Origin of the sequence: Fibrisoma montanum, assembly GCF_003583365.1 — a bacterium.
GTDB classification, from domain to species: domain Bacteria; phylum Bacteroidota; class Bacteroidia; order Cytophagales; family Spirosomataceae; genus Fibrisoma; species Fibrisoma montanum.
The window spans coordinates 81,243-102,191 of the sequence record NZ_QXED01000005.1; the positions used below are offsets into that span (position 1 = coordinate 81,243).

General features: G+C 54.1%; 16 protein-coding genes. 5 read left to right on the plus strand and 11 right to left on the minus strand.

Annotated features, from left to right (window positions below; all coding sequences use genetic code 11):
• Positions 1–211 precede the first annotated feature (211 nt).
• The 8 genes from DYU11_RS17345 to DYU11_RS33240 form a co-directional block, all read right to left on the minus strand.
• The gene (locus DYU11_RS17345; protein ID WP_119668980.1) at positions 212–1,534 is read right to left on the minus strand and encodes a polysaccharide pyruvyl transferase family protein; all 1,323 of its coding nucleotides are present in this window, start codon (positions 1,532–1,534) and stop codon (positions 212–214) included.
• Positions 1,535–1,562: 28 nt separating this feature from the next.
• Positions 1,563–3,017, minus strand: coding sequence for a RagB/SusD family nutrient uptake outer membrane protein (locus tag DYU11_RS17350; protein ID WP_119668981.1), 1,455 nt, complete (start codon positions 3,015–3,017; stop codon positions 1,563–1,565).
• A gap of 12 nt (positions 3,018–3,029) precedes the next feature.
• Positions 3,030–6,428 carry a TonB-dependent receptor gene (locus DYU11_RS17355; RefSeq protein ID WP_229365890.1) on the minus strand — a complete coding sequence of 1,133 codons (3,399 nt, stop codon included), beginning with the start codon at positions 6,426–6,428 and terminating at the stop codon, positions 3,030–3,032.
• A 231-nt stretch (positions 6,429–6,659) separates the two neighbouring features.
• Positions 6,660–7,667, minus strand: coding sequence for a FecR family protein (locus DYU11_RS17360; protein ID WP_119668983.1), 1,008 nt, complete (start codon positions 7,665–7,667; stop codon positions 6,660–6,662).
• Between the two features lie 6 nt (positions 7,668–7,673).
• On the minus strand, positions 7,674–8,231 hold the full coding sequence (locus DYU11_RS17365; RefSeq protein WP_119668984.1) for an RNA polymerase sigma factor: 558 nt from the start codon (positions 8,229–8,231) through the stop codon (positions 7,674–7,676).
• A 239-nt stretch (positions 8,232–8,470) separates the two neighbouring features.
• Positions 8,471–9,193, minus strand: a complete 723-nt coding sequence (locus DYU11_RS17370; RefSeq protein WP_119668985.1) for a LytR/AlgR family response regulator transcription factor — start codon at positions 9,191–9,193, stop codon at positions 8,471–8,473.
• A complete protein-coding gene (locus tag DYU11_RS17375; RefSeq protein ID WP_119668986.1) occupies positions 9,193–10,266 on the minus strand; it encodes a sensor histidine kinase in 1,074 nt (357 codons plus the stop codon). Before DYU11_RS17375 ends, DYU11_RS17370 begins: the two co-directional genes overlap by 1 nt.
• A 185-nt stretch (positions 10,267–10,451) precedes the next feature.
• Positions 10,452–10,622, minus strand: a complete 171-nt coding sequence (locus DYU11_RS33240) for a hypothetical protein (RefSeq protein ID WP_158600300.1) — start codon at positions 10,620–10,622, stop codon at positions 10,452–10,454.
• Positions 10,623–10,983: 361 nt separating this feature from the next.
• On the opposite strand from DYU11_RS33240, the gene DYU11_RS17380 reads away from it, so the two are divergent.
• On the plus strand, positions 10,984–11,535 hold the full coding sequence (locus DYU11_RS17380; protein ID WP_119668987.1) for an RNA polymerase sigma factor: 552 nt from the start codon (positions 10,984–10,986) through the stop codon (positions 11,533–11,535).
• Between the two features lie 176 nt (positions 11,536–11,711).
• Complete coding sequence (locus DYU11_RS17385) at positions 11,712–12,476, plus strand: hypothetical protein (RefSeq protein ID WP_147367957.1); 765 nt, start codon at positions 11,712–11,714, stop codon at positions 12,474–12,476.
• Positions 12,477–12,792: 316 nt separating this feature from the next.
• Here DYU11_RS17385 and mscL read toward each other — a convergent pair whose 3' ends face one another.
• Positions 12,793–13,122, minus strand: a complete 330-nt coding sequence (gene mscL, locus DYU11_RS17390; protein WP_119668989.1) for a large-conductance mechanosensitive channel protein MscL — start codon at positions 13,120–13,122, stop codon at positions 12,793–12,795.
• A 404-nt stretch (positions 13,123–13,526) separates the two neighbouring features.
• Here mscL and DYU11_RS17395 point away from each other — a divergent pair, with 404 nt between their 5' ends.
• Together DYU11_RS17395 and DYU11_RS17400 are read left to right on the plus strand one after the other, a co-directional pair.
• Positions 13,527–15,956: a TonB dependent receptor gene (locus DYU11_RS17395; RefSeq protein ID WP_119668990.1), complete on the plus strand. Its 2,430-nt coding sequence runs from the start codon at positions 13,527–13,529 to the stop codon at positions 15,954–15,956.
• A gap of 457 nt (positions 15,957–16,413) precedes the next feature.
• Complete coding sequence (locus DYU11_RS17400; protein WP_119668991.1) at positions 16,414–16,890, plus strand: response regulator; 477 nt, start codon at positions 16,414–16,416, stop codon at positions 16,888–16,890.
• A 57-nt stretch (positions 16,891–16,947) separates the two neighbouring features.
• On the opposite strand, the gene DYU11_RS17405 is transcribed toward DYU11_RS17400, so the two are convergent.
• Together DYU11_RS17405 and DYU11_RS17410 are read right to left on the minus strand one after the other, a co-directional pair.
• A complete protein-coding gene (locus DYU11_RS17405; RefSeq protein ID WP_119668992.1) occupies positions 16,948–17,223 on the minus strand; it encodes a hypothetical protein in 276 nt (91 codons plus the stop codon).
• Positions 17,224–17,295: 72 nt separating this feature from the next.
• Positions 17,296–17,601: a hypothetical protein gene (locus tag DYU11_RS17410; RefSeq protein WP_119668993.1), complete on the minus strand. Its 306-nt coding sequence runs from the start codon at positions 17,599–17,601 to the stop codon at positions 17,296–17,298.
• A 332-nt stretch (positions 17,602–17,933) separates the two neighbouring features.
• On the opposite strand from DYU11_RS17410, the gene DYU11_RS17415 reads away from it, so the two are divergent.
• On the plus strand, positions 17,934–20,948 hold the full coding sequence (locus tag DYU11_RS17415) for a sensor histidine kinase (protein ID WP_119668994.1): 3,015 nt from the start codon (positions 17,934–17,936) through the stop codon (positions 20,946–20,948).
• Position 20,949 lies beyond the last annotated feature (1 nt).

Below are 20,949 nucleotides of genomic sequence, written 5' to 3' on the forward strand. Positions count from 1 at the left end.
AAATTGAACAGGCGAACACCCACCTTGTTGCCCAAACCCGCGTCGGGAGAGCGGGGCTGTCATCGGTTAGTTGGGCGTTCGGGTTGCAGTTCGTAAATCCCGGCATCGCCCAAAAGCACCAGATGGACTTTTGGGCGATGGGGCTCTACTGTCAGGACAAAAAAACCGCGCCAAGCACTTACAGGCGCTGATACGTTTTGTGCAGGACGTCTTAACTGGTCAGGTTCACATTCCGGCGAACCACCTGCATGCCAGCCTTTTGCCGGTCGGTCACGAAGGCCATCGCCTTGCGCGCTTTTTCTTTCGCCAGGGGATAATTCTGGTGAATCTTCATCACCTCAGCGGTAAGATCTTTCGCCGATGCCTGATCGATGTCGAACAGCCATTCCGGTACGCCAATGTCGCGGAACATCCAGCCTTTTTTGCCGTGCGACAGGGCGCGGGCGTGCACCACCGGTACGCCAAGCGCCAGGCCCATAATGAGCGAGTGCGGTTCAATACCGAACATGGAATGAGCGCGGGCGTAGACTGACATGGCTTCGTCGGCGTTCCAGAACGTATCGCGGCAGACTACTTTAGATTGGATATCAGCGGGTAACTGGTCGTAGACGCCAGTTTTGGCCTGGGCCACTTCCTTGCTTACTTCGGGAGCCAGCAGCACCTTCATGCCGGTTTCGCGGACCCAGGTCGTGATGAGTTCGCGGACTTTACCTAATCGCTGCCGGTCCTGCTCCTGCTGCTCGGGCGTCGGCTTGGCCGGATTCAAAACGCTTCCTGAGCCTTTGTCGTAAATGTGCTTGGTATTAGTGCGGATAACCACCGCCAGAAACTTCTGGTCTTCCAGCCCCACTTTCTTCAGATACGCCCGACCGCGTTCTTCGTCGCGCACGTCGATACCGAAGCAGCCATCCGGCCCGAACTCCAGCACCTGCGGCTTAAACTTGTTTTCGACCAGAAACTTGCGCGACTCGTCATCCCGCGTGTAAATGAAAGCGGCCCGGCTGAACACATCCCTGAACACCGGCATCGACGGGTGGGCAAACTTGTCGAATGATTGCCCATATAACCCGAACGGCACGCCCCGTTCGAGGCAATAGTAAAACGGAGTCAGGCGCGACATGGCGCTGGGCCAGTCGTAGCCGAACAGACCGTAATTATACACCATGCCCGAGTTAACGATGTAGAGGTTGGCCCGGTCGAAGGCGTCTTTCAGTTCACCTTCAAACGGTTTATCGCCATCGTAGAAACTACCCCGCACGATTTTGACTTTGGGGAAATTCTTCGTGATGATTTTCTCGGTTTCGGGTCGGGGTTCTTCGTGCCAGAGCAGAATTTCAGCTTCGGGAACGTAGCGCTCCAACAGCCGTAACGTGCCGGGCGTGTGGCCCTGATCGCCAATGTTATGGTCATTCCAGGATGAGCGCAGCAGGATAACGGGGGCCTTCTTCGGAGCCGCGAACGTCAGTTTCGGCGCGACCGAGGTGGCTGCTACGGTCAAAGAGGATAGTTTTAGAAAATCTCTACGGTTTTGCATGGACTAGTGTTTTGCAAACGAGTATGGGTCAATACCCCTCGTTCTGTTTCAGTTTCGGGTTTGCATCCACTTCGCTCTGCGGAATTGGCAGCAGCACGTTGAATGGCTGGATGGTCGGGTTGCGGGCGAAACTGGTTTCGGCTTTTACAGCATCAAGCAGCCGACCGGTCCGGACCAGATCAAACCGGCGCTGGTTTTCAAACACGAATTCCAGTCGGCGCTCCGTCCAGACAGCCTGTTTAAACTGCTCGTAGTTCAGCCCCGACAGCGCGGGTAGTCCGGCGCGGGTATGTACGCGGTTCAGCGCGGCCAAGGCCTCGGCCGTTGGTCCGCCGTTGGCTTCGTTGGCGGCTTCGGCGTACATCAGCAGAATGTCCGGGTAGCGCATAACCGGGTAACTCGTGCCTTCGCCCCCGTTCGTTTTGGCCGTGCGATCCCATAATTTCTGGAAATAGATACCCTTGGCCGGGTCAGGGTCCAGCAGCGACAGATTCACGGTGGTGTTGCCGCTGGCGTATGACGTAATGAAGTTCACCGCCTTCCGGGTGTCGCCGGGCTGGTACAGGTTGAACAGGCTTGGCGTAACTCTCGCAATACCGGAACCCGTTCCACCGGGATAGAACGAAGCCCCCCGGACGCCGTAGCCCCGGCCCCAGCCGTGTCCGCGCACGTCGGTCAGGAACTGAAGCTCGAACACGAACTCCTTACCACCCCGGTTAGCAATCGTGAAGGCGTCGGCGTAGTTAGCCCACAGGTCATACACGCCTGAATCCATTACTTCTTTCGCTTTGGTTGCAGCCTGTGCCCAGTAGGGTGAGCCTTTGGCCGTTCCGGCGCGGGTCAGGTACACCTTCGCCAGCAGTCCTTTGGCAGCTCCGCGCGTGGCCCGGCCTACATCGGCACCCGTGTAACGAAGGGGCAATACGGTTTCGGCTTCCTTCAAATCTGCCTCGATGAGGCTGTACACGTCTTCCACTGACGCCCGTTCGACCTGCAGGTTTTCGAGCGAGGTCGTTTCCTTCGTCACCAACGGCACCCCGCCGTACAGCCGAACGAGGTTGAGATAATGAAACGCCCGTAAAAATTTAGCTTCGGCCACGTAGCGATTCTTCAACGTCTCGTCCATCGGAATACCCGGCACGCGATCAATGACCGTATTGGTGCGGTTGATGGCGGCATACGTGGCCGACCAAACGTTAGCAAAGCCGTTATTGGGTGCAATGTTATAGCGCCACAGCAGCGGTCGGTCGGCAATGCCAGTCAGGAACGGTACGCCGTCGTCGGTCGTGACCAGGTCAATGAACACGATGGCATCGACGATACCGCGCAAGGGAGCATAACACGCCCCGATGGCCGCTTTGGCGTCGTCGGTGGTTTTGTAATACGTCGCTTCGGTGAGGTTGCCGATGGGCGCCAGATCGAGCTGGCTTTCGCAGCCCGCCAGCAGCAGGAGGCTGGCACTAAGAAGAATAAGTCGTTTCATGGCGATCAAGGGTTAGAATTTCAGGTTTAGTCCTACGGTGACGGTCCTGGCAGCTGGGTAGCCGCCGTAGTCAATACCCTGGCTGATGGACGACGATCCGTAGCGGTTTACTTCGGGGTCATAGCCGGTGTATTTCGTGAACGTGAACAGGTTCTGCCCCAGCACGTACACCTTGGCCCCGCTCAGGTAGAGCCGTTTCACCAAAGCGGCCGGCAGGTTGTAGCCCAGCGACAGGTTTTTCACCCGCAGATACGACCCATCTTCCACCTGAAACGTCGACAGAATACGCGAACCGCCCGCCGAGTTGGCCCGGGGAATGGTGTTGCTGGGGTTGGTGGGCGTCCAGCGGTCGAGGACCTCCTTCGTGTTGTTGTTGCTGCTGGTCAGGTTCAGGTAATCGAACCGCCCGAAATTGAGCAGGTCATTCCCGTAGTTGCCCTGCAAAAAAATATTCAGTTCCAGTCCTTTGAACGTAAATGTATTGTTCAGCCCGCCGAAGAACTTTGGATTGGCGTTGCCGATAATGGCCCGGTCGTTGTCGTTTATCTGCCCGTCGTTATTGAGATCGCGGTACCGAATGTCGCCGGGTTTGGCCGTTTTCTGGGCCGATGCGTCTACCTCCGCCTGGTTCTGGAAAATACCATCTGTAACGCGCCCGTAGAACGTACCCAATGGCGAACCGACGCGGAGTAAAATCGGGTTGAACGCAGCGGCATACAGCACCACATCACTGCCCGTCGTGAACTCGTTGCGGCCCTCCAGACTCAGAATCTCGTTGCGGTTGAAGGAGATGTTAAACTCTGAATTCCACCGAAAACCACCCCGGTCAACGTTGATGGTGTTCAGCCCAAGTTCAACCCCCCGGTTCTGTACCTTTCCGATGTTTTGCAGGGCCGAATTAAATCCCGACGTAGTGGGAATATTGACGTTGAACAGCAGGTCGGAGTTGGTTTTGATGTAATAGTCGGCCGTGAGCTGAATGCGGTTGCTGAGCAGCGAGAAGTCCACCCCAGCGTCAAACTGGGCGCTTTTTTCCCAACGCAGGTCCGGGTTGGTAATGTTGCCGATGTAGTTGCCCGTAAACAACGTACCCCCCAGCACGTAGGTTTCGCTTCTGACATTGGCATAATGCTGGTAATTCCCGATCTCCTGATTACCCGACAAGCCGTAACTGACGCGAAACTTTAAATCAGTAAACAGCTTTTGGTTCTGGGCAAACGATTCGTTCAGCACTTTCCACGCGAAAGCCCCCGAAGGGAAAAAGCCGAATTTGTTGTTTTCCCCGAATCGCGACGAACCATCGCGCCGGGCGGTCAGCGTGAACAGATACCGGTCGGCCAGGTTGTAGTTGACGCGGGCGATGTACGAAATCAGCCGCCAGTCGCTGGCTCCGGAACTGGGTGCTACCAGCGTTGAACCGGCCCCGAGGTTGTTGTACAGCGCAAAATCGTCATTGAACGTACGGCCGTTAGCCTGGGCATTCTCAACTGTAGTCCCCTGAATCGTATACCCCAGCAGGGCACCAATCGTGTGTCTGGTGTTGAGGGTGCGGTTAAAATTCAGCGTGTTTTCGTTCAGCCAGTTGATTGACTGTGAATTTGAAACGGTGGCCAGACCGTTGGAGCTTTCGCCCAGAAACGTTTTGCGGGTGGCGTAATAGTTTCCTTTGGCCCCCTGTAGGTCAGCGCCAAACGTAGTCCGGAAGGTTAATCCCTCCATGATTTTGAAGTCCAGGTTCGTGTTGGCCAGCACCCGAATCAGGTTTGACTGGTCGGTAATTTCGCGGGCAATCGCTACGGGGTTGTCGAAGCCCGGACCGTTCAAAACGCTGCCCAGAATGCGGGTGTAGCTGCCGTCAGGCGCGTAAGCCGAAAAGGTAGGCGGTGCGTTCAGGGCTGAGCTGGTCACCGTACCGCCCTGGTTGCCATCCTGTTCGGTACGGTTGCTTTGCGAGGTCGTGTAGGCCCCGAGCAGCGTAACGCCCAGTTTCACCCGCGATGAAATCTCATTGTCGAGGTTGGCCCGCAGGGTGTACCGTTTGAAATTGGAATTAATGATGATACCCTGCTGGTCGTAATACCCGGCCGAAACGGCAAAGCGCGACTTCTCCGAGCCGCCCGAAAACAAAAGCTGGTGGTTCTGAATGGGCGCTTCCCTGAAAATCTCGTTCTGCCAGTTCGTGCCTTCGCCCAACGCGCTCGGCAGCGGCCGGTCGGGCGCGGAACCGTCGAAGTAGGGCGTTGTTCCACCGTTTAACCGCGCTTCGTTGATAAACTCGGCGTACTCGCGGGCGTTGAGCATGGGAATCTGCCGCCGAACGGACTGTACCCCATAGTAGCCATCATAACTCACGAAGGTCTTGCCCGCCCTCCCGCGCTTGGTGGTAACCAGCACAACGCCGTTCGCGCCCCGCGATCCGTAAATGGCGGTGGCGCTGGCGTCTTTCAGGATTTCGATACTTTCGATATCGTCGGAGTTAATCGAGTTCAGGTTCCCCGTCGGAAAGCCGTCGATGACGTACAGCGGGTCATTGGAAGCATTGACCGAACCCGTTCCCCGAATGCGGATGGTCGACGTACCGCCCGGCCGGGCCGAGTTCTGCGTCACCAGTACCCCGGCCGCCCGGCCCTGCATGGCTCGGTCGAGCGAGACGATAGGTGTGGCTTTAATGGCGGCTTCGCCAACTTTGGCCACCGAGCCGGTCAGGTCAGACTTTTTAACCGTACCGTAACCCACCACGACCACCTCGTTCAGTGACTTGTCATCGGACTGGAGTGTAATGTCAATCACCGATCTGGTGCCAACGGCCACTTCCTGCGTCTGGTACCCGACAAATGAGAAGACCAGCGTAGCATTCCCATCGGGCACCGACAGCCGGTATTTTCCGGCCGGATCGGTGGTGGTGCCGCGCGTAGAGCCTTTCAGGACGACACTTACCCCCGGCAACGCAGCTCCTTTTTCATCGAGCACGGTACCCGCTACGGTCTGGTCGGCAGTTTCGACTGAGAATGTGGCGGGATTTAGCGGAGCCAGTGAGGATTGGTCGGCGGGGGTTTTGCGCAGGAGTATGCGATTGCCCACGACCTCGTACGATACCTGAAGGGGCGTCAGGAGTTCATTCAGAACTTTCGACAGTTTTTCGTTGCGGGCGGCCAAGCTCACCTTCCGGCTCGCCTGAATGGTATTAGAACTGTAGACGAACTTAACATTGGCCTGTTTCGCGATGCTGCTCAGGATGTTCCGCACATCCGTCGATTCTACCTGCAGGGTAATACCCCGGTTCAGAATCTCCTGAGCGTTCGCACCCCGGCCAAATGAGAGTCCGTAGCAGAGCACGGCCAGCAACAACTGAGTTACCGTAATTCGCATCGCTTTGGACAGGATTTGTTGGGACGATACACGTGGATTCATTAGATTAAGGTGTTTTTGTTGACTAATAGGCAAAAACAGTCCCCTGGCAACCCATTCGGGAGCTCTCAGAAGCCATTCAGAGAAGGGGATTATCCGGTCGGCGATGTTCGCAGCATCGCCGACTTTCATTTAGCCGGGTTCGACCTCAGTCGTTCAGGGAGCGCGTTCGGGTGATGGCATACAGGTCTTCTTTCGGGTTTAGGATTAGTACAATCAGGGTCGGCAATCAATTTACCGGCAGCCTTCCCCGTTGACGAACAATACGGTACCCCGCTGCTCGTAGGTGGCATTCACCGACTTGCAGATCAGGTCCATCTGGGCGTAGAGCGGTAACTCCGTCAGATCAGCGGTTAGTACACAGGCTGCCAGCGCCTGATTCTCCAGCACGACTTCAACACCAAATGCCCGTTCGAGCGATTTCAGTACGGTCGGTAGGGGCGTTTCCTCAAACACAAATGACTGCGTCGTTGCCGGCGGATGAATAACCACCGGATGCTCAACCAACCCAGAGCTGAGCTGACGGGTTGATTTGTCGAAAACGGCCCGCTGGTTCGGCGTCAGAATCACCCCGTTGCGGGTTGAAGCGGCTCCTCCAGTTCGGTTTTCGTAGACGGAGACGCGGCCGGTAGTTACGCGTACTTCAATGGAAGGCGTGTGGTCGTACGACTTGATGGTAAAGCTCGTCCCGAGCACTTCGGTGACCAGTTCGCCGGTGTGCACCACGAACGGTTTAGTCGGATCACGTTTTATATTAAAAAAGGCTTCGCCTTCCAGAATAACGCTGCGGGTTTTGCTGCCGAAATGCTCGGGATAGCTGAGGCTGCTGGCCTGTTTCAGAATGACGAGACTTCCGTCTTCCAGCGTCACCTGCTGCGGTTTATCGGATGTATTCTGAATCCGGACAACCCCCTTCGGCTGCGCTATTGCCAAATCTGTAGAATTAGTTGAGCCACCATCGAACCGGATAAAGTACCAGCCTAGTCCGAGCAGTAATGCCATAGCCGCGGCTATACCGATCCGGTACCAGAGCGGCCTGATGATTGACTGCTGCCCAAAGGTGCTGTGCCTGATCCGGGTCCAGAGCCGCTTTTCTATCTCAACTTTTTCCGCTGGCTGCAGTGACAGATTGTTTTGCTGCAAAACGTCGTCAGACCAAGCCTGCAGTAGTTTCTCTTCCTCCTCCGAACAGTGGCCGGCCAGATATTTCTCCAGTAAAACGTTGAATTCGTGCTGGTTCATGGCGGCTTAGTTATCGGAGTGAAAGGCTTTGAGTTGTTCTTTCAGCACTTTCAGTGATTTCGTGATGTGGTACTCAACGGCTTTCTCGGTCAGGTTCATCCGCTGGGCAATGTCCCGCACCGACTGGTTTTCGAACCGGCTCAGCTTGAAAATTTCCACTGACTTTTCGGGGAGCTTCTTCATGGCTTCGTCGACCGCCTTCGACAGGTCGGTGAACTGCACGGCCTGGTCGGTAGCCAGTGTGTGCTGCAGTTCGTTCATAATCAGGTACTCCTGATATTTACGGTGGGTAATCTGCGACTTGATGTAATTGGTAGTGAGGTGCTTGATAGCCACTACCAGATACGTACTCAGGTGGCGGATGGCTGACTGCCCGCGCCGGTTCCAGAGTTGCTCGAACAGGTCATGAACCAGTTCTTCAGCCTCCTCGCGGGTGCCCGTCTGGTGGTAGGCGATACCGAAGAGTTTGTACCAATAGCGACGGTAGATCTCCTCGAACGCTTTGGTGCTGTCGTTCTGGAGAAAGACCAGTAGCTCTTCGTCGCTGTACGCTTGGTAGGTCATCGGGCTTCGTTTCCTGAATGTACTGTATAGTCAATCAAGCCCGCAAAATCCCTAAATTATTTGGAGAAAAAATTGAAAAATTCTTCTGATTGTTCGCTTGCTCCACAAAATGTCCTTCAGAATCAGTTCCGTAGAACCAATGGCCTTGTTGTCTCGCGGGCTATCCCGAAGCGCCTTCACTGGAAAACAAAGCAGTTGCATTGCAGCTACCCTTACAAGATTCTGAAAAAGCGGCTACACTAAAATGTAAGCTCCCGAATACGATCCATGTAGGATCGACTGACCCGTACTACGTCGCCGTTCTGCATAATGACATCGTAACTCGACGGGTATTTCTGAATCTCGCGGATGAAATTCAGGTTGATGATGTCGGACCGGTGGACGCGAATGAATTGCTGCGGATTAAGCTTCGATTCCAGGCTGCTGATGCCGTAATTGCTCAGAAAACTGCCTTTGCCCGTAACGAGGTTGGAATAGTCGCCCTCGGCTTCAATGCGGAGAATATCGGCCACGGCTACGGCCAGGAGTCGGTTGCCGGTCTGCACCAGTATTTTTTCCGGATACGTGGAGGGGCTGAGCAGGCTCTCGGCCAGGGGCTGAATTTTCTGAACCGTATGGCTGCTGATTCGATTGACAGCCTGCGCAAACCGCTCGCGGGTGTAGGGTTTCAGCAGATAGTCGACCGCGTGAACGTCGAAGGCCTGCAGGGCGTACTGATCATAAGCCGTCGAAAAGATAATCTGCGGAATTTCGTCGAGGTGCTTCAATACGTCGAAACCCGTCAGTCCGGGCATCTGAATATCGAGGAAGACCAGGTCGGGCCGAAACTCGTTGATCAGCCGGACAGCATCGACGCCGTTGTTGGCTTCGCCCACGACGATCAGGTGCGGATAAGCTTCGAGATACTGGCGGATCAGCGTTCGGCCCGCGGCTTCGTCGTCGATGATAACTACTTTCTGCATCAGATAGGAATGGAAAACGCGACGGTCAGGCCGCTGGGTTGGTTGTTGATCAGGTGAACCTGGCTGCCGTACATTTTATCCAGCCGCAGTACGGTATTGGCCAGTCCAACGCCACCTGATGGCGTACTGGGCTGCATGGACCCATTGAGCCCTACCCCCGTATCGGTCACTTCGATGTGAAGCTGACCGTTCTGCCGTTCAATCCGGATGCTCACTTCACCCCCGTCAATCAGGGGGGAAATGCCGTGCTTCACTGAATTTTCGACGAGCGGCTGCAGGAGCATCGGCGGAATGTGTTCACTCAGTACGTCGTCGGCAACCGCCAGCCGGACGCGCAGCCGGTCGCCGAAGCGGGCTTTTTCCAGGTCCAGGTACTTCATCACAAAATTAAGCTCGTCGCGCACCGTCACCGTTTCGCTTTTTGACGCCTGTAGCTGATACCGAAACATGTCCGACAGTTGGGCGAGCATCTCGCGGGTGTGTTCGAGGGCCGGCGGTACCGACGCGCTGATGGTATTGAAAACGTTGTAGAGAAAATGAGGATTTAACTGGGCTTTGAGGGCCGACAATTCGCTTTTCAGGGTCAGTTCACGGAGTTTGGCTTCCCGTTCCTGTTGTTTCTGGAGGTCGCGGTAATAGGCGAAGGCGTGGAAGATACCAAACTGAACCAGGTAAAATAAGGAACCGATATACGTGTCCCAGATGCTGCCGTTGTTACGAAGGCGACCAATGCCCAGGGCGTCGGAGATGGCGTAATAGACTACCTGCCACGTAATGGTAAACAAAGGCAGCAGAATCAGGTGGAGAAGCAACCGTCGGGTAAGCGGCAAGTGGCGCAGCCGATGGAACAGCAAATACCAGATCGGTATCGTAACCAGCAACTTTAGCGAATAATCTAAGATAATGCGGGGGAATTCTAAAGAAAAGTCGATCAAAAAAGACGTTTTTGACCACGGACGCTGGCTGATGGTCAAGGATACGTCATACAGCAGAGCCGCCAGACTATACAGGCCCAGCAGAAAAGCCAGCTGACGGTACGTAATTCCCCAGAGTATCGTTCGGTTCCAGTTCATGATGGGTAGACGGCACGAAGGCCGATGCTGATGTAGGTAGACACAAACATACGGGCTGCTATGTCAGCGAATCTACCCAAATCCGACGAACGACAATATATGTCGATGAACGACAGATTCCTGCAGGCTGGGGGGATAGTATACCCTGCAACCGTTGTCACCGAGCTGGTACGTCCGAAACCCGTCTACCGTCTACCACGTCGCACCAATCCATAGATGAGAATGACGGCTACCGCAATCAGCACGGCAGGAAGCCACGGGGCCGTTTCATTGTGCGTCAGGGTCGTAGCCGTATCGCTTTGTGCCCCGGCGAAAGTGCCGGTGAACAGCAGGAGAAATGTCAGTAGAATTTTCATACATAAGTTGACTCTGTCAGGATATACTACCGCATTCGGACCAGTTTGTTTGTTGATAACGCCTTGACAACGTATGCCCAATTCAGACGAATCAATCTGGATTCTTGTTCATTTTTTCTGAAATTAGATAACAAAAACTTAAATGAACTATTCGGTATAACTGCCTATTTGTCAATTAGTTAACCGGTATATTTCATCCAGTTTGAATATAGTACTATTTTTAGTTTATGATTTTATCAACTATCTATGAAATAATTTAAAGATTGATCTATATGCTAAGTTGACCAATCTTTACAAACGGCGTCATAATGTTGACTGCCAAATCAAGTTATCGATTATTGTTGAATACTTGTAACTTATCATGCGATCTACTTTGAATGACGAAGAGCTGATTCGTCAGTGCCGCGACAGTCAGCCTGTCGATTGTTTTGAAGAGCTTTACAGTCGGTACGTCGATAAGGTGTATCGGCGTTGTCTATCCATTACGCAGGATTCTGAAAAGGCGCATGACTTCACGCACGACATCTTTTTGAAGATGTATGCCAAACTGGAGATGTTTCAGGAGCGTTCCAGTTTTTCCACCTGGTTATACAGTATTTCGCATAACTACTGCATGGATCAGCTTCGGCTGGCAAAACGGATGCCCACGGATTCAATTGACGAAGACGACAGCGACCGCCTGGCCGATTCGGACGAGGGTGTTGTGGTAGAAGAGCGCCACCGCCAACTGGAACTGGTAATGGCTCAGTTATCGACCGAAGAGGTAACGCTGCTGCGGCTGAAGTACGAACGAAATTGTACGATTGAGCAGATCGCCCGGCAGTACGGTGTTAAAGAATGCGCCATTAAAATGCGGCTGAAGCGCAGTCGCGATAAAATCCAGCGGTTATACGAGCAGCAGTACGGCAGTTGAATGACTGCCTTTTTAAAATAATTTTCGCCTGCACACCTACCTGAACGCAGCTTGGCCAATTCCCGAAATGAGTTGGCCAAAAGCCAAACGCTGGTTCGTCGGGCAGTGGTGAACTTTGTACAGTCAACTAAATCAAACCCGCGCAAGCGGTGAACCTGTACAAACTATCCATTGCCATGAAAACTGTAGTTAATTCCCCCAAAGGAACCTGGACCGCTGCTGTCCTGATGGTAGCCGGTTTACTGGTAAACGGTGCCACCTCGGCCCAATCTCTAACGTCTGATCTGGTCGCGTCAACTGCCAGATCAACTTCACAGGCTGCGTATCCGGCTGCGACCGGCAGCCCGTCGACCGGTCGCAGCTACTGGCGTGTATTCACGAGCCCCGACAGCCGAACCAGCACTATCCGGTTCTACAACAACGATCAGCAGTTGCTGTACGAAGAAACGCTGGCCGGACGCTACCTGATTCTGTCGCGTAAAAATGTGGACCGACTGGACAAGGTGCTGGCCCAGCTCACGAGCAACCAGTTGCTGGCTTCCAACCTGAAAACGACTGAATCACCTCAGTCAAACCAGGTCTTTGGAAACAGAGCATCCAAAAATGAGGCTCCATCCGTAGCTAAGCCGGGGGTTGAGCCGCAACGCCCCGCCGGTCCTTACGCCGAGATTCTGCCGATCGGTAATTCAACGAAGGTAGTGGTTCGCATGCTGAACCCTACAAAAGGCCGGATGGCGATCTTCATCCGCGATGAGCGCGGCAACGAGGTGTACCGGGAAATCGTCACTCAGCCGGCTTATAACCGCCACTTCGATCTGAAACCTTTGCCGTCAGGTCATTACACGGTGGTTGTTACAAACCATAACGGTAAATTCCTGTACGAACGACCCTTTCAGTTGACGTCCTCTACGGCGCTGCTGGTATCCGGCGTAGCCCGGTAAGCCCTCGTTCGGCAGACAACGCCGATGGGCTGGCCCGGTACCACTTTTCTCAGACAGCTACCAAATGGTTCATAGTTGGGCGCGGCCGCGCTTTTGTGGTGGTGCCCAACTATACTGCTGCAGAACTTAGCCACTACCAGTTCTTGTATTGGGCCTGAGCGGATTAGCTCAGCGCCCCGCCGGACGCGCAGGCAGTCGGATCAGTCACGGATTGACCTCGCTGTTTTCAGACCATCACTCACCAGATGGGTATCTAAACAAAAAAGCCCCGACTTATGGCCGGGGCATTCGGTATAGCACAAATTAAATGATTTCCTTAAGCAGCAACCAGTTCCGGCTTTTTCCGCAGGCTGTTGGCCGCTTTCACAATCAGGAAAATAACGAAGGCGACGATCAGGAATTGAATCGTGATGTTCAGGAAGTTACCGTACCGTATGGCCACTTCCGGCGTTTCGCCAACCGCTTCTTTCAGCACTAGCTTCAGGTTGCTCAAATCAACGCCACCCAGCACAAGACCCAGAATTGGATTGAGGATGTCTTCTACCAGTGAGTTAACAATTTTACCGAAGGCGGCACCGATGATGACGCCAACTGCGAGATCGAGTACGTTACCCTGAGCAATGAATGTTCTGAATTCCTTAAGCATGATTGTGGTCGTTTTAGAATTGGTTTTGATTTAAGATGCTGCGACAAAGTTCTACCAAAACAGAACGGTTACCAAATGGCAAAGGCTTGCTGGCTAGTGAGTTAACAGCCTTTTAATGCTCCCGGGGACGTAGCGTATCTTTCTGCCTGCGTTTAACGAAAAGTTAACGGGCTGAACGGAGACTGTTCCGCGCCCGGGCATGCCTGCCTTCGGCTAAACAGGCCATTGAGTAGTCTTATCCTGCGGGTCTGCAACACCCGCTTTTTTGTGGTCGGGCACCGGAGCCTGCCTTTCTGTTGCTGTCCGATCTACAAACAAAATTGGCCAATAATCAAATACTGGTCAGGTGACTGATAGTGAATTTTGTCCAGGTCTTAAACACAACCTTTACATCCGCATCAGCCATGAAAACCTGCTTCTTCCATACCCTATTTTTGTTGAGTACGTACCTGACCTTTGGTCAATCGGTCAGCGGACGAGTGCAGGAGCCGGGGGGTAAGCCCCTGGCTTTTGCCAACGTATTGCTGGTCAACAGCAAGGATTCTTCGCTCGTGAAAGGGGCCGTGGCCACCGACGCCGGCCGGTTTGTTCTTGAGCGTGTTCCAGCCGGATCATACCGGGTTGCTGTTTCGGCGGTGGGCTATCGTAAGGTGTTTACGGATGCCTTTAACCTGTCGGGCCAGCAGTCGATGACGGAACTACCGGCCGTTGTGGCAGCGCCCGAGACAGGGCTGCTGGGCGAAGTTACCGTAAAAGCCCAGAAACCTCTGTTCGAGCAGCAGATGGACAAGCTGGTGGTTAATGTGCAAAGCATGGTCACGGCCGCGGGAAACACCGCCCTCGACGTGCTCGAACGGTCGCCCGGTGTAGTGCTGAATCGGCAGAGTAATATGCTGGCCCTGGCCGGAAAGTCGGGCGTAGTGGTGATGATCAACGGCAAGATCAGCCGTCTGCCCATGGACGCCATCCTGCAGATGCTTGGGGGTATGAACGCAGCCAACATTGAGCGGGTTGAGCTGATTCTGAACCCGTCGGCCCGCTACGATGCTGAAGGCGATGCCGGCATGATCAACATCGTTCTCCGAAAGGATGCCAGTCAGGGCACCAACGGTTCGTTTAATCTGACAGCGGGCTACGGCCGCTACGAAAAGCTGAACGGGGGTGTCAGCCTGAACCACCGCGTCCTGAAACTCAACCTGTTCGGTGACTACGCAGCCATGCGCGATCGGGGCTGGACGCAACTGAGCACGTATAGTGATCTTACGTTTGAAAACCAGTTCACGCAGAACCGAACGGTGAAAACAGCCTACAACACCCGCCCGACCCAGAACCTTCGGCTGGGTTTCGACTACGCACTTAGCCAACAGACGAGCGTAGGCGGTCTGCTGACCGGCTTTTCCAACGCGTTCCGCAGCCGCAGCCCAAGCCATCAGGAAGTGTATCAATCGGGGCGGCTAACGCAGCAGGTGGACGTACTGGATCGGGAAAAAAACCGCTGGCGGCACGGTATGGTCAACCTGAACCTGCGCCATCAGGTCAGCCCCGGGCGGGAACTGTCGGTGGATATTGATTACCTGCGCTATGCCAACTCCAACCCGCATGACTACACCAATGCGTACAGGTACGTGCTGGACCAAGACCGCAACGAAACAGAACTGCTTCGTACCCGCAAGGAAACGCCCATCCGTATCTGGGTGCTCAAAGGCGACTATACCATGACGCTAACCCCCAAAACCCGGCTCGAACTGGGGGCAAAAGCAACGCTGATGTCGCTTAACAACGACGTTCGGGTCGACTATTTCCGGATGGAGGCCTGGCAGCCTGATCCTGTGTTCAGTCAGATTTACGACCTGCGCGACGACATTATGGCCGGGTACGTTAACCTGAGCCACACCCTAAATCCTACTACCAAAGTTCAGGCCGGTCTGCGCTACGAACATACCCACACCGACATTGGCCGACCCGGCGAGGTACCTGCCGTACAGCGCCGATACGGAAGCTTTTTTCCGAGTGTGTTCTGGTCGCGTGATCTGTCCAAAACCAGCAGCCTGCAGCTATCGTACAGCCGCCGGGTGCAGCGCCCGAGCTACGATCTGCTGGCGCCCTGGGTGCTGTTCGTCAACCCGTACTCGTTCGTGACGGGAAACCCGAACCTACTGCCCACGTTTACGGATGCCGTTCAGACAACCTACCGGTTCAAGAGCAGCTACCTGCTTACGCTCAAATTCAGCCACGACCGCAACGCCCTGGACCGGTTCCGGGTCCGCATCGACAGCATTACAAACCGTACGTACGTAACTCCCGAAAACGTTCGTGCGGTCAATACGCTGTCGCTGCTGTTCAGCTTTCCGGTCAACCTGACGCCCTGGTGGAAGATGCAAACCAACCTGACGGGTGTGGGGCAACGAATCGAGGCCACCGCCGAGGGGAAGCCCATCGCGCTGCGGCTGTTCAACGCCAACGTATTCACGATGCATTCCTTTACATTGCCTTACGACGTAACGGGAGAAATCACGGCCTTCTATAATACACCCGCCCTGTGGGGTATTTCACGGATGAGGGCGAATGGTTCGGTCAATGTGGGGGCGAAGAAAAAACTGCCCGGCAACGGCGGCTCACTAACCCTGAACGTGAACGACCTGTTCTGGACTTCCCGCTACCGGCTTATCACCGACAATCCGGCCGTGGGGCAGGTGGGTGGCTGGCAACTGATGTTTGAGCCGCGGGTATTCCGGCTGACCTACAGCAATACGTTCGGCAGCAAGACGGTAAAAGCCGTTAATCGCCGGGCCACAGCTTCGGAGGAAGAGCGCGGCCGGGTGTCGACTAATTAACGAATAGGCTTCGGGGGACGTCTTTCCTGTAAGGGGTCTCCCGAAGTCCAACCCCTGCCCGGCAACCAGGATCGTATTAGTCTCCGCCGGGCAGAACGGACAGAAAAGAGTCTGAAACACCGTGTCAGGTGGGCTCCTAAATAAAAAAAAGTTGAATCAAGTTTATTAGTTTTGGCGGCTTAAAGCCCTATAAAAGCTGACAGGCACGGCCTAATTCGCAGCGTAATTTTTAGTAGTCCGATTGTTTATGTATATTGGAAAATGCTAAACATCAGGTTCTTGCCGTGATAGAACATTACACTAATATGCCCAGATAGTAGATTGATGCATGGATAGTAATTCATATAAAACTGTGGATAAAGTGGAATAGGGTTTAATATATACTTAATCTGACTAATTTATAGATTATTATTTTTGTAATTCAGTTGCAAAACATGGCTAACACATCCTCCCCCGTATGCTTGATAACCTTACCAAATTTTTGGTTTATGTAGTTGATGATGATGAAGACGATCGCTATCTGCTTCAATCCATTTTCGCCGATTATTTCGATGACTGTGACGTACGGTTGTTTGAAAATGGCTCAACTTTGCTGACGCAGTTAACACACCGGCTGGATAACCAGTTGCCCGATCTGATTTTGCTGGACATGGATATGCCCATCCTGAACGGAGTGGACACGCTTCGGCTGCTGGCGCAGGATTCAGTTTTTCGGCTGATTCCGACGGTAATTCTCACATCGTCAGCAACCGGCCGACACATTGATCTGTGTTACCAGCTAGGGGCCAACTCGTATGTCAACAAAGGGGCGAACTACGTACAGATGCTGCGTACAGTCGGGTACCTGCGGAACTATTGGCTGGAAACGTCCAGGGGACCGTCGTCGTGGACATGTCAGCCCAAACGGCGCTACGTCAGTTACGGAATGAACTGACCCCGTGCAACACACTGAAAGACGACGGACGATGACCCGTGAATCGCCTGTTTCGCTCTATTGACGTACGCGTTTTCGGATCGATTGCCAGAGCCGGGCGAAACTGAATGACGATTCGGTTGCGCCCGGTTTCAGTTTGTCGACCGTATTGTTCCGGCGCCCGAAATAAACAATCTGATCGTCGATTGCCCGAACGATGGTCAGCAGGTCATTGGCATCAGCCTGGCGATTGGTCAGCAACTGGCTCAGGTATAGTCTGGCCGCTTCCGGTGAAGCCATGTAGGCGAACGTGGGCCGAATGCCGTTGTAATGGATGGCAATGTATGGTAGCATTGGTGTACTAAATAAAGTGTGATTGGGCTGTCAGTCTGTGGTCCGGGCGCTGAGTGGCTGTTTGTGTTGGGGTTAGGACGCTGCTAATGCGGACAAAGTCACGTTGCTCTCCGTTAAAATATCAAAACCCGGGATTGACGATTGAGTGGGTACAGGCCAAAATCCCCGGTTAATTAATCGCTGCGCCAGTTCGGCAGGCAGCACCCAGAAAAAAACGTCATCTTTTGTTACGACAATCAGCCGTTGATACAGCGGGTCCTGGGTCCGTGCATGATGAATTGCCTGAACCGCGTTCGTAAAAGACGCAATAGGAACCGTTGAATCTACCGGTATGGCTTTTACTATTTCCAGCCACGCAAGGCGATACAAACTATTCATATGGCTACAGGGAAAGTGTGTAAATGGTTTAATATAGTTGTTTGATATACATACGGTGTGACGAAATTGTTGGATTTGACGATTTGTAAATTTGTTTAGTTTTTAAGTGCAATTTTTATAGTAAACGGTCTAAATGTTTGATTTATTGATCACAAATAGTCTGGCATTTTTTCGTTCCAGCCGTTTTTTGTAAAAAAATACGAGTGAACAGACACCAAATCGCGGACATAGGGGTCCGTTACCGAACAATAATCACATCTTTATGCGAGCCGGCTCCGTTGCAAATGGTCTCCGTCCGGTGGTATCTTTGAGTAACGGATAAGCAATCAATAATGAAGACGTTACGCTGGCTGAGTGCGTTGCTGGTTCTGACCGGATTGGGGGCATTTGCCCAATCGTCGGACTATGCCTTTCAGCAGTATTCCACCGACCAGGGTCTTCCCAGCGAAGAAGTTACCTGCATTCTGAAAGATAAGCGCGGCTTCATGTGGTTCGGTACACTGAACGGACTGGCGCGTTTTGACGGCATTCGCTTTACGGTTTACCGGCGGACGGGTAAGCCGAATCAACTCATTGGAAACTACATCATTGGCTTGTCGCAGGATACGTCGGGCCACATCTGGGTGTCGACCCACCGGGGATTGAGCCGTCTGAATCCGCTGACTGAACAGTTCACGCCGATTGCCCTGCCAACCCAACGGGATCAGACGTCGGACAACGACTACGTTTCCCGGTTTGTGCCTGATCAGCAGGGGGCTGGCTGGTTTTCGACAGTGGATCATCTTAACCGCATAGACCTGACTACGAACCAACTGACCACGTATCCGCTGCCGATGTCGGGCACTACGATGCTGGCTGATCCGTACCTCGACCGTCGGGGGCGTTTCTGGATGCTGCAGGGAGGCCGGCTCTACCGCTTCGATCCCAGGAGTCGTCAGTACAGGATGATGCTGGGCAACTCGTCGCCGACAGGGGGAAATCTGCAGGTCATGTCGCTGTACGAAGATCACCGGGGTCAGCTCTGGGCGGTTAGCTGGGAAAAAGGCTTATTCCGGTACGATTCCCGACACAATACGTTTGTTGAGGAGGCAGGCTCACCCCGTTACGTAACAAGCATGACGGAGGACTACCGGGCCGATGGAACCCCTTTCTTCTGGTTGGGTAACGCCATGTATGGGCATCAGACGGGGTTGTACACGTATAACCCAGCTACACACCAGTACGCAACCTTCACGGGTGACCTCCGCGATCCGCTTAGTTACCATGGCGGAATGGTCGGTGCATTTTACCGCGATCCGCAAACGGGCGTCCTCTGGATCGGAGCTCAGCAAGGGGTCTACAAAGCGGACCCGTTCACGCATAAGTTTGGTCGCAAACTCCTGCCGGCCTGGTCAGCCCAAAGTACTCCGCACGTTACCTTTATCACCCAGGATCAGCGTCGGCCGACTCTCTATTGGGTAGGCTCGTCGGATGGCAGGCTGTACCAATGGAACCGGCCGGCCGATACGTTTACGCTGGTGGATCGCGGCTCAGCTCATCGGGAAGGGAAAGTGGACGAACTGGCGCAGGATGCTCAGGGGCATATCTGGATTACGGCCGGTGGGCGGCTGGAAGAGTATGACCCGATTTTAAATAGGTGGCAGACCCGGTTTGCCGATAAGGCAGGGCAACGTCGATTCAGAACCTTGCTGCTGGATCGGGCCGGGCAACTTTGGGCGGGTGGTAATTCCGACGAGGTGCTGATGTATAATCCGGCTACACAGCTGACTACGTCCTGGCGGCTGCCGATAAGGAAAGGCGAAGGGCAGCGGGCGTCGGTGAATCGGCTACAGGAAGATGCCCAGGGGCGGATCTGGATCGCTACCTCGCTGGGAGTGTTCCGCCTGCATCCGGGCCGACGACCGGTTGAAAAAATCACGCTGCATCCCACCAGTGCCAGTGTGCAGCCCTCCGACCGGCTGCAAAGTACGTTCTACCTCGACGGCAAAGGACGGGTGTGGGTGTCTGGCATTGGTTTTCTGGTGCAGGCCGATCAGAACGGACGTATTCAGAAAACGTACACGCTGGAAAATGGCCTGCGGGGCGACCACATCTTCGACATTCGCGAAGACCAGACTGGCCACTTGTGGCTGGCGACCGACAATCTGTTGCACCAGCTCAATCTGAAAACCGGCGAGTTTCGCTACTACGGGAAGGAAAACGGGTTGTTTTCCAACTTCGTGTTCAGCACGTTCAGCGTGAACCGGGAGGGGGAATTGTTTTTTGGGGCGGTCAATGCGTTCAATTACTTCCGGCCCGAGCAGCTCCGGTATAATAAAGTGCCCCCGCCGGTCGCAATTACGGCCGTGAAAGTAGGCAACATCGCTCAGGCGTTCAGGCCGGGGCAGGCTATTGACGTGCCGCCGTCGGAGAACGTATTTAGCTTTGATTTTGCCGCTCTGAGCTACAGCCAGCCCGAAAAGAACCAGTATGCCTACCAACTCGTCGGCTTCGACGACAATTGGATACATACGCAGGAGCACAGCGCTACGTACATGAACCTGGAACCCGGTACGTATACCTTCCGGGTCAAAGCAGCCAACAACGACGGCGTCTGGAATGAACAGGGTACCAGCCTGACGATTCAGATTATTCCGCCGTATTACAAAACGTGGTGGTTCCTCAGTCTGTGTGTGCTGGTGGTGCTCATCGTGCTTTATTCAATCTACCAGTACCGCGAACGGCAGCGCCAGCGGCTGGAAAGCATTCGGAACCGCATCGCTACGGACCTGCACGACGACATGGGTTCGACGCTCAGCAGCATCCGGATTTTCAGCGACGTTGTGCAGCACCAGATCGCGCCCGTCCGGCCGGAAGCGGTTCCGATACTTCAGCGGATCAGTACAAGCGCCACGACGTTGTCGGAGTCGATGCAGGACATCATCTGGACCATTCAGACGAAGCAGGACAGTCTGCAGGACGTAGTGACCCGGATGCGGGAATTTGGCCTGAAAATCGCCGAGGCCCGGAATATCGAGTACCACATGGAGGTTTCTGACCAGTTTCAGTCGCCCAGGCTGGATGTCGAACAGCGCCGGAATATTTACCTGATTTTCAAGGAAAGCATCAACAACGCGGTCAAATACGCCGACTGTTCGCGAATCGACGTCAGCCTGAGCGTGATGGGCAGGCAGTTGCGGCTGCTGATCAGCGACAACGGCAAAGGCTTCGATCCGGCCACCGTTCGGCAGGGGAATGGGTTAGCCAATCTGCAGAAACGCGCCCGCGAGATCAAAGGCAAACTGACCCTGACTACGGCCCCTGGCGCCGGAACGCAGATCGAGCTGCTGATGAAACTCACATCTTGAT

Excerpts from the sequence above, each read along its gene's own strand:
- DYU11_RS17360 (WP_119668983.1), bottom strand. The coding sequence starts at position 7,667 with ATGAACCAGCACGAATTCAACGTTTTACTGGAGAAATATCTGGCCGGC.
- DYU11_RS17355 (WP_229365890.1), bottom strand. The coding sequence starts at position 6,428 with ATGAATCCACGTGTATCGTCCCAACAAATCCTGTCCAAAGCGATGCGA.
- DYU11_RS17370 (WP_119668985.1), bottom strand. The coding sequence starts at position 9,193 with ATGCAGAAAGTAGTTATCATCGACGACGAAGCCGCGGGCCGAACGCTG.
- DYU11_RS17410 (WP_119668993.1), bottom strand. The coding sequence starts at position 17,601 with ATGAATAGTTTGTATCGCCTTGCGTGGCTGGAAATAGTAAAAGCCATA.
- DYU11_RS17415 (WP_119668994.1), top strand. The coding sequence starts at position 17,934 with ATGAAGACGTTACGCTGGCTGAGTGCGTTGCTGGTTCTGACCGGATTG.
- DYU11_RS17365 (WP_119668984.1), bottom strand. The coding sequence starts at position 8,231 with ATGACCTACCAAGCGTACAGCGACGAAGAGCTACTGGTCTTTCTCCAG.
- DYU11_RS17345 (WP_119668980.1), bottom strand. The coding sequence starts at position 1,534 with ATGCAAAACCGTAGAGATTTTCTAAAACTATCCTCTTTGACCGTAGCA.
- DYU11_RS17400 (WP_119668991.1), top strand. The coding sequence starts at position 16,414 with ATGCTTGATAACCTTACCAAATTTTTGGTTTATGTAGTTGATGATGAT.
- DYU11_RS17395 (WP_119668990.1), top strand. The coding sequence starts at position 13,527 with ATGAAAACCTGCTTCTTCCATACCCTATTTTTGTTGAGTACGTACCTG.
- mscL (WP_119668989.1), bottom strand. The coding sequence starts at position 13,122 with ATGCTTAAGGAATTCAGAACATTCATTGCTCAGGGTAACGTACTCGAT.
- DYU11_RS17350 (WP_119668981.1), bottom strand. The coding sequence starts at position 3,017 with ATGAAACGACTTATTCTTCTTAGTGCCAGCCTCCTGCTGCTGGCGGGC.
- DYU11_RS17380 (WP_119668987.1), top strand. The coding sequence starts at position 10,984 with ATGCGATCTACTTTGAATGACGAAGAGCTGATTCGTCAGTGCCGCGAC.
- DYU11_RS17405 (WP_119668992.1), bottom strand. The coding sequence starts at position 17,223 with ATGCTACCATACATTGCCATCCATTACAACGGCATTCGGCCCACGTTC.
- DYU11_RS33240 (WP_158600300.1), bottom strand. The coding sequence starts at position 10,622 with ATGAAAATTCTACTGACATTTCTCCTGCTGTTCACCGGCACTTTCGCC.
- DYU11_RS17385 (WP_147367957.1), top strand. The coding sequence starts at position 11,712 with ATGAAAACTGTAGTTAATTCCCCCAAAGGAACCTGGACCGCTGCTGTC.
- DYU11_RS17375 (WP_119668986.1), bottom strand. The coding sequence starts at position 10,266 with ATGAACTGGAACCGAACGATACTCTGGGGAATTACGTACCGTCAGCTG.